This window comes from Thiolapillus sp., from assembly GCF_048562965.1.
GTDB classification, from domain to species: Bacteria; Pseudomonadota; Gammaproteobacteria; order Chromatiales; family Chromatiaceae; genus Thiolapillus; species Thiolapillus brandeum_A.
In genome coordinates this window covers 1-6,362 of the sequence record NZ_JBHNMF010000175.1, presented here as the reverse complement: position 1 = coordinate 6,362, position 6,362 = coordinate 1, and the positions used below count along the sequence as shown (strand labels likewise).

Annotated in this window: 8 protein-coding genes; 2 read left to right on the top strand and 6 right to left on the bottom strand. The window is 54.4% G+C overall.

The genetic code is table 11. The features are described from left to right. Positions 1-76: 76 nt before the first annotated feature. The 4 genes from ACOCD2_RS10405 to ACOCD2_RS10390 all read right to left on the bottom strand — a co-directional run bounded on the left by ACOCD2_RS10405 (position 77) and on the right by ACOCD2_RS10390 (position 4,973). A complete protein-coding gene (locus ACOCD2_RS10405; RefSeq protein ID WP_293652637.1) occupies positions 77-298 on the bottom strand; it encodes a hypothetical protein in 222 nt (73 codons plus the stop codon). A 124-nt stretch (positions 299-422) separates the two neighbouring features. Next, a complete protein-coding gene (locus ACOCD2_RS10400) occupies positions 423-2,036 on the bottom strand; it encodes an ATP-binding protein (protein ID WP_419618425.1) in 1,614 nt (537 codons plus the stop codon). Next, positions 2,029-4,272, bottom strand: coding sequence for a type IA DNA topoisomerase (locus ACOCD2_RS10395; protein ID WP_293652636.1), 2,244 nt, complete (start codon positions 4,270-4,272; stop codon positions 2,029-2,031). The genes ACOCD2_RS10400 and ACOCD2_RS10395 overlap by 8 nt, the downstream gene beginning before the upstream one ends. Next, positions 4,257-4,973 carry a hypothetical protein gene (locus ACOCD2_RS10390; protein WP_294052079.1) on the bottom strand — a complete coding sequence of 239 codons (717 nt, stop codon included), beginning with the start codon at positions 4,971-4,973 and terminating at the stop codon, positions 4,257-4,259. The genes ACOCD2_RS10395 and ACOCD2_RS10390 overlap by 16 nt, the downstream gene beginning before the upstream one ends. Before the next feature lie 23 nt (positions 4,974-4,996). Here ACOCD2_RS10390 and ACOCD2_RS10385 point away from each other — a divergent pair, with 23 nt between their 5' ends. Then, positions 4,997-5,164 carry a hypothetical protein gene (locus ACOCD2_RS10385; RefSeq protein ID WP_293688398.1) on the top strand — a complete coding sequence of 56 codons (168 nt, stop codon included), beginning with the start codon at positions 4,997-4,999 and terminating at the stop codon, positions 5,162-5,164. 127 nt (positions 5,165-5,291) lie between these two features. On the opposite strand, the gene ACOCD2_RS10380 is transcribed toward ACOCD2_RS10385, so the two are convergent. Both ACOCD2_RS10380 and ACOCD2_RS10375 read right to left on the bottom strand, forming a co-directional pair. Beyond that, positions 5,292-5,648, bottom strand: coding sequence for a hypothetical protein (locus ACOCD2_RS10380; RefSeq protein ID WP_293645957.1), 357 nt, complete (start codon positions 5,646-5,648; stop codon positions 5,292-5,294). A gap of 74 nt (positions 5,649-5,722) precedes the next feature. Beyond that, positions 5,723-5,845, bottom strand: a complete 123-nt coding sequence (locus ACOCD2_RS10375; RefSeq protein WP_293814937.1) for a hypothetical protein — start codon at positions 5,843-5,845, stop codon at positions 5,723-5,725. Positions 5,846-5,861: 16 nt separating this feature from the next. Here ACOCD2_RS10375 and ACOCD2_RS10370 point away from each other — a divergent pair. Next, a partial coding sequence (locus ACOCD2_RS10370) for a hypothetical protein (RefSeq protein ID WP_419625693.1) occupies positions 5,862-6,362 on the top strand: 501 nt, incomplete at its 3' end.

Here is a 6,362-nt window from a genome sequence, read left to right as displayed (position 1 = left end):
GGCGTCCAGACAACGACAGAAAACGAGGTGTGGCCCCTTTTACTGTATTGGGCCTCTGGATGGTCCCACCCCTTCTTCATGGCGCTACCTCCTCGGAGTGATGCGGGCTGATGTTCCGCGTCTGGCACTCCGGGCATTCGTCATCCACCGTCGATGACCACTCGTCCTCCCATTGCGCTCCACAGCGCGGGCAGGTGTAGTGGTTCACGAACCATTGGTTAACCACCTCTGCGGTGGTCATTGTTGCTTTCATGGTTTTCTCCATTTGGCTGCCCAAGCCATTTGTAAAATAAAACAACACCGGTGGACGGCCAGTGTCGTGTTCATTGCCCCAGTTAAAGCGCGGGGTTCGCTTAAAAATCCTGGTTCGGCCGGCAGGAGGGAGAGCCCTACCCGGCCCCGACCCTGGCCCTGCTCCGGGGTCAGAACCTGGGCGCCACCGCCGGTTGTGGCGCCGGCCGGCTTTGATTTTGCACCTCGATGACCGTCAGTTCCGGTGGGCCGCCAAAGGCATGATCGTCCGGCGTGGGCGGCGGGATAATCTCTTCATCCTCCGCGGCAGAGCCAATGGCCGGGCCATCGTCGTCCATCTTTATTCCAATCAGTTCCGGTACGCGAGTCTGAGCAGACAGGTACCCCTGTTTGTCCGATACAATAGCGACACCGTAGCGTTTGGCATGTTCGAACAGGTGATCCTGCTGAATGCCAAGCAACCGCTTCGCAGCGGGAATATCGTTGGCATTGGTGTTGAACCCGATCTTTTGCGACGCGTTGGCCAGCATGATGTGTGAGAAATTGCTGGGTGATTGGGTCACCACGATCAGGCCCAGGCCATATTTACGTGCCTCTGACATAATTCGGTTTATCAGAAGGTTGGGGCGGTCGCGGTCCGCCTGCTTGTCGGGCAGTATCTTCTGCGCTTCGTCGATGACAATATAGGTGTCCAGCCGCTTTCCCCGTCCTGTGTCATTGAGCTTCATGTATTCACCACGCATCTGCAGGGCGCGAAATACTTTGCCAATCAGTACGTCACAGAAGAATATCTGCGCCTTGGGTAGCATCTTGCTCAGGTCATAGCGGTTCAGTCCCGCTCGAACTGGGGGCGGCGTAGCAGAGAACACGCCCTGGTTCACCAGGGTGTCGACGTAGGTGCGAAGCTTAACCACGACACTCTTTGCTTGGCGTTCAAGGTAAAACTTGTAGTCGATGGCCAGGTTGTCGTTTCTTGGTTCCTGTGGCACGGCCAAGACGAATCGTTCCTCAATGTACTGCTCGATGCGTTGTTGGAGGTCGAGACGTGCTTTGTCTATTTTCCGTTTATGTTTATCCAGTTGGGCTGCCTTGTTCTGCAGGGCCTCCTCATTGGCGCACTCATCGACCATCCGCTCCTGCTCCGCCAGCATGGCCAGGTATTCCTTGTTCAGTTTTCCAAGTTTTTCGCCAAGCTTCATCACCTGCTTGCCCACTTCCACTTCTTCATCCACACCCTCGCCATGTTCCAGTATGTTATGGATGAGGTAGAGCATGTCTTCCATGACCGGCAGGTTTTCGCCCGGCTTGTCTCCCCAGGTGTTCATGTCCCTGGGCATAATGCCTTTGAGCTTGTATGTATCGAGGATGAGCCGGCGCAACACGGCTTCTTGCAGCGGCCCCATGCTGCGCATGTAGGTCTTGCGGAACATTTCCACGATTTCATGGGTCTGCTGCTCCGGACCCGCATTGTATTGCCGAAGAAACTCGAATGGGTTGACGCCGTATGGCGCATCCCAGGTACCAAATTGCATGCTGTTTTCACCCTCAACATGCAGGTCCCCGTGCAAGTCCAACACATGAACATGCTTTTTCCTGTCTCTGAGATATCCAATGATATCCCTTAGAAACACTGATTTACCAGCACCTGATCCACCCCAGACCAACACATGACCGTTGTTCAGTTCATCAGGGTTCCATAGCATCTTGCGTTTGGGCCTCGCTGCCGACCCAAAAAGACTCTGCCCAATGACGTAGGTGTCTCCTGCTGTTATTGCATTACTCATGTTTGGTTCCTCCTGTTTTTCTCGCCCATCCCACACGGGATATGCCATATCCGTTTCCATGCTCTCGCGCTTCGAAGGCGTAGTACGCACTGAACCGGTTTCCGTTTTTGCCTGTTAAATCATCCATGCGGGTTTTCTTCCGGCGTAGCATGTCGGTTACTAGGGCGTCCGCGTCCTGGTATTCGGGGTGATACCTCTCAAGAAAGTTTTCGACGCTTTTTTTCCAGACCCGGAAACCACATTCCTTGTTGGTGCATTGATAGACTTTTTCGTATGCCACTACTGGATGGGTTTTGCACACCGGGCATTTCCCGATTTCCTGATTCGGTTTTTTGTATTTGCTGATGAATTTCGATATGGATGCCGCACTGCGTACATCCTCATCTGTCAGGGTGACGCCGGCTTCTCGCGCCAACCGGGCGGCAAAAGTGAGCTGATTCTGTGACGGTGGGCGCTCGCTCATATCCTGATAGCCCAACGCTTGCTTTACTTCAGCAACACGCTTGGTGTATTCCTCGATGAGTTCATCCCTGCTTTGCTTGTCGTGTTCTACCGCATCAAGTTGTTCTTCAAACCGTTTTGATTCTTCCAGGTCGTTCAGCCAGCTGGCATGCTCGGTTGTCCAGTCGTTGACATCCATGCCCAACTGGGTGACATGCAGCATGCCTTTGACCACTTTGACGTACTTTTTTTTCTCCAAATTTGGAATGACGGTATCCAGGGTGGATGGCCGGCCAATGCCCTTGTTGTCCAAGGTCGTGATGAACCGGCCAACACCATAACGGGGCGGTGTTTTGGTATGGCCTTCGACCGTGGTGATTTCCAGTGGGCGAAGTTCGTCTCCTACATCGAATTCCGGCAGGACAACTTCCCGGTATTTGAATGCGTTCGGGTCATCGTTGCGCTCAGCGATGTTGATACGGTGTCCGTCCAGTCGTTCCCATCCATCGAACAGGCGTTCGTAGGCCCGGCCAATCAGTTTGTTCCCTCCTACATCAACTTCCAGGATGGACATGTCGTAGAGCGCATTGCGCACCTGCGTGGACATGGTGCGGTAGAAAATCATTTCATACAGGCGGGTCTGGTCTTCTGTCAGGTATTGCTGCGCTACCCCGGGCCAGTATTCTTCGCTAAAGTGGGTTGGGCGGATGGCTTCGTGCGCGGCCTGTGCATTGGTCTTGTTCTCAAACTGACGTTTCGTCATGAGAACGTATTCGTCAGCTTCTTCTCCATAGTGGTCCGTCAAAATGGCAATCATTTCATCAACAGCGTGGTCGCTCAGATGGTATGAGTCCGTCCGTGGGTAGGTAATCATTCCGGTACGCCCCCAGGGGGTATCCACGCCTTCATACAATTCCTGGGCCAACTTCATGGTGTAGTCAGGCTCAAATCTAAACAGGTAAAACGCGGCGCGTTGAAGCCGTGCGGTAATAAATGGGGGATAAGGCCGCACCTCATTGGTAATCCGTTTGTAGTTCTCCACGACATGCGGCGACGTCCGGAAGGCGTGAAGTGCTGCTTCCATTTCTGCTGCCGCCTCCGGCTTGTATTTGAGGTTATTCGTGAGGCGGAATTGCTGACCCCGATGGCTGTAGTCCACCACGATTTGTTCGTAACTTTCCGGAACAAATTCCTCAATAGCCTTTTCGTTCATACCCAGGATATTGAGCGCCGGAGAAATGACCCGGCCAATGCCGGATGGGAGGACGTGGCGTTTCATCACCCGAAAGTGCCAACGGATGATGGCGGACATGGGATACCCAACGACCCGATCAATCAGCCTGCGGGCCTCCTGTGATTCCACGGTGGAGTCATGCAGCGGGCGTATTCCGTGCAGAATGGCTTGTTGTATCGCGTCTTTCGTGATTTCGGTAAAAGTGATGCGCAACGGGTTATCGATCTTTGCGTGCTTGATAATGTCCCGGGCAATTCGTTCACCCTCACGATCATCATCGCTGGCGATATATACCCCATCCGCACCCCGCTTTGCTTCGCGTATCCGTTGTATTACCTTGTCCTTCTTTCCTTTTAGGCGCCACCGTCCCTGGTAATGCCCATGGTGATATTCCACGCCGTATTCGTTTCGGGGCAGGTCCTCGATGTGCCCTCCTGTCGCCAATACCACCCATTCGTCCGGTGCATCTTTGAGATAACCGGCAATGGTTTTGGCTTTGGCCGGACTTTCGACAATCAGCAGGTACTTGGCCATGGTCGCCTCAATCAGGCCAACGCCCATTTCTCGTAAGGTTTGACTTCCGGTTCCGCTTCTTTACAGAGGGCTGCGAAGTGTCCCATGTGGCACTTTTCCATGTGTTTCAGCGCCTCCCATTCCCAGTAGCCCTTCATGGTTGGAGAGTGCTTGATTTCCGTGACCAGGATTTTCCGGAGCTTGCCCAGTTCATCACTCAGGATTTCGCTTTCCTTGATGAACATGTTGACCAGGGTGACGGAGGCCAGGGAGGCCAGCAGGCTCAGTTGGTCCTCGCCTACACCTTCGGTGGGTTTGATGTCGTTGATGACAAGACGGTAGGTGTACTCCCCATCAATCACTTCCAGTTGACGTGACAGGGAAACCGTCAGGAGCGTCCGACTGGCATCGAATACCGGCACAAGGTCAAAGGTTTCTGTTTCGCCCTGAATGTAGTTGGCCGCCCGCTCCCAGTTTGCGCGGTGAGCCATGATCTTGGTGAAGCCGTCAATGGTGCCGGCCTTCATGTTGGGTACACCAAGTAAATGCCGGCGCAGACTGTCATGGCGGAACACCGCCAAGGGCAGGGGCTTGCCGCTTTTTCCTGACACGCTTTCCATCATCTCTCGGGTGACAGGGAACACGTATTCGTTACCAACAGCTTTCTTTGCCACATATACGGGCACGCGAACAGCAGTCGCGGGAGCATGGAGAACGCCGGGCACAGTTTGTTGTTGAGAGTTGAGCATTGCCATACCTCCAATCGAAATCGGTGAAAAAAAGAAAAAAAGAACCCAACGCCAGTGGCACAGCACTGGTGGGTGTGTTTGATGTCGTACTTGGAAATCAGCCTGATGCTGATTTGGCCCGTGCGGGCTCCCCTGGACGGGGTGTGCTCCTTGGTCTGGCAGACTTCGGAGTAAGGTATGGCCGCTTTTAGGCGAAGCGGTTCTCGCGTTAGTGCTACGGTACCCCCCTCGATTATTTTTTGTCAAGTATTTTTTTGTTGAACGGCCAGAAGAAAAAAGGCCACCCCACTGAAGGGGTGGCCTGAAGGCGAGAAGTTGCTAGTCGTCGTGCTCGAGCATCTTCTCGTGGCGGGTGGCGGCCGCCGATGCATCCGCCATGAGAGCCGCGTTCTTACGCTGCTCTTTGCTGCTCCGTGGCAACTTGGTGGCGGACCATTCGTGATCCCGCACCGCACCGCCAACGCGGTAGCGGTTGCGGGCAACCCCGATAGGCTCGGGGACTTTTATCACCGAAACCCATCGTTTGCCGATCCCCTTTAAGAGGATCGTATCGCCACTGGAGAGCCCCCAGAAGTGGAGCTCTTCCTCTGTTTTGGGATTTCGCACGGTGGCGATTTCCCATACCTTGTGGCCGCGCATGAGATCCGCGGCCTGCATGATGATTTTCTTTCTCATCATCAATTCTCCGTTTTACCCGGGCGTCACCCGGTATGTTGAATGACACGGGTTGACGAGGCCTGTGTCGCTAATCATTCGGCTGGCGCCATTTCCCCGGGCGTGGGAATGGTGTCGCCGGGACGCAGCATGAGCGCCCCCTGCCCGGTGGCCACCTTGACGCCATCTTTGCAGGGCTGCACTTCGTGCCCTGCCAAGCGTGTCTTCGGCCTCGTGATAGATTTTGGGACATCCCAGTCCCCCAAAATCGACTCTGCCTTTGACAACCTATTGGTGCCCCAGCCGTCCTGGTCACCAAGCACTACGCAACAACTTCGCAAGCTCGTTGCTGCTCCGTACTTGGCTCCCAATGACTGGACGCCACGTTCGGAGGCCTACTTTGTTTTCCCTCTGGCGCAAGGCACGCCGGGAAAACAGTGCGGCCTCGCGGCTACTGGGGTCTACCAGCCTTCGCTTCGCTCTCCATGGCTGGCAGCGCTGGTTGACCGCCTTGCGGCTTTCTTTAAGAAAGACCACCACCATCCGCTTCGTGGTGCGGGAACCGGGGCCGCCTTGCGACTTTCGCCGCCCTTGTTACCCCAGCCCAGCCATTTCCTTGTTATACGGCTCGGCTCTGATTTGTGGCTAAACTGTACCGTGCACCCTGTACCATTTCAAGTGATATATGTACCTGAAATATCAAATAATAAGATAAGGTTACATTATCAGTATATT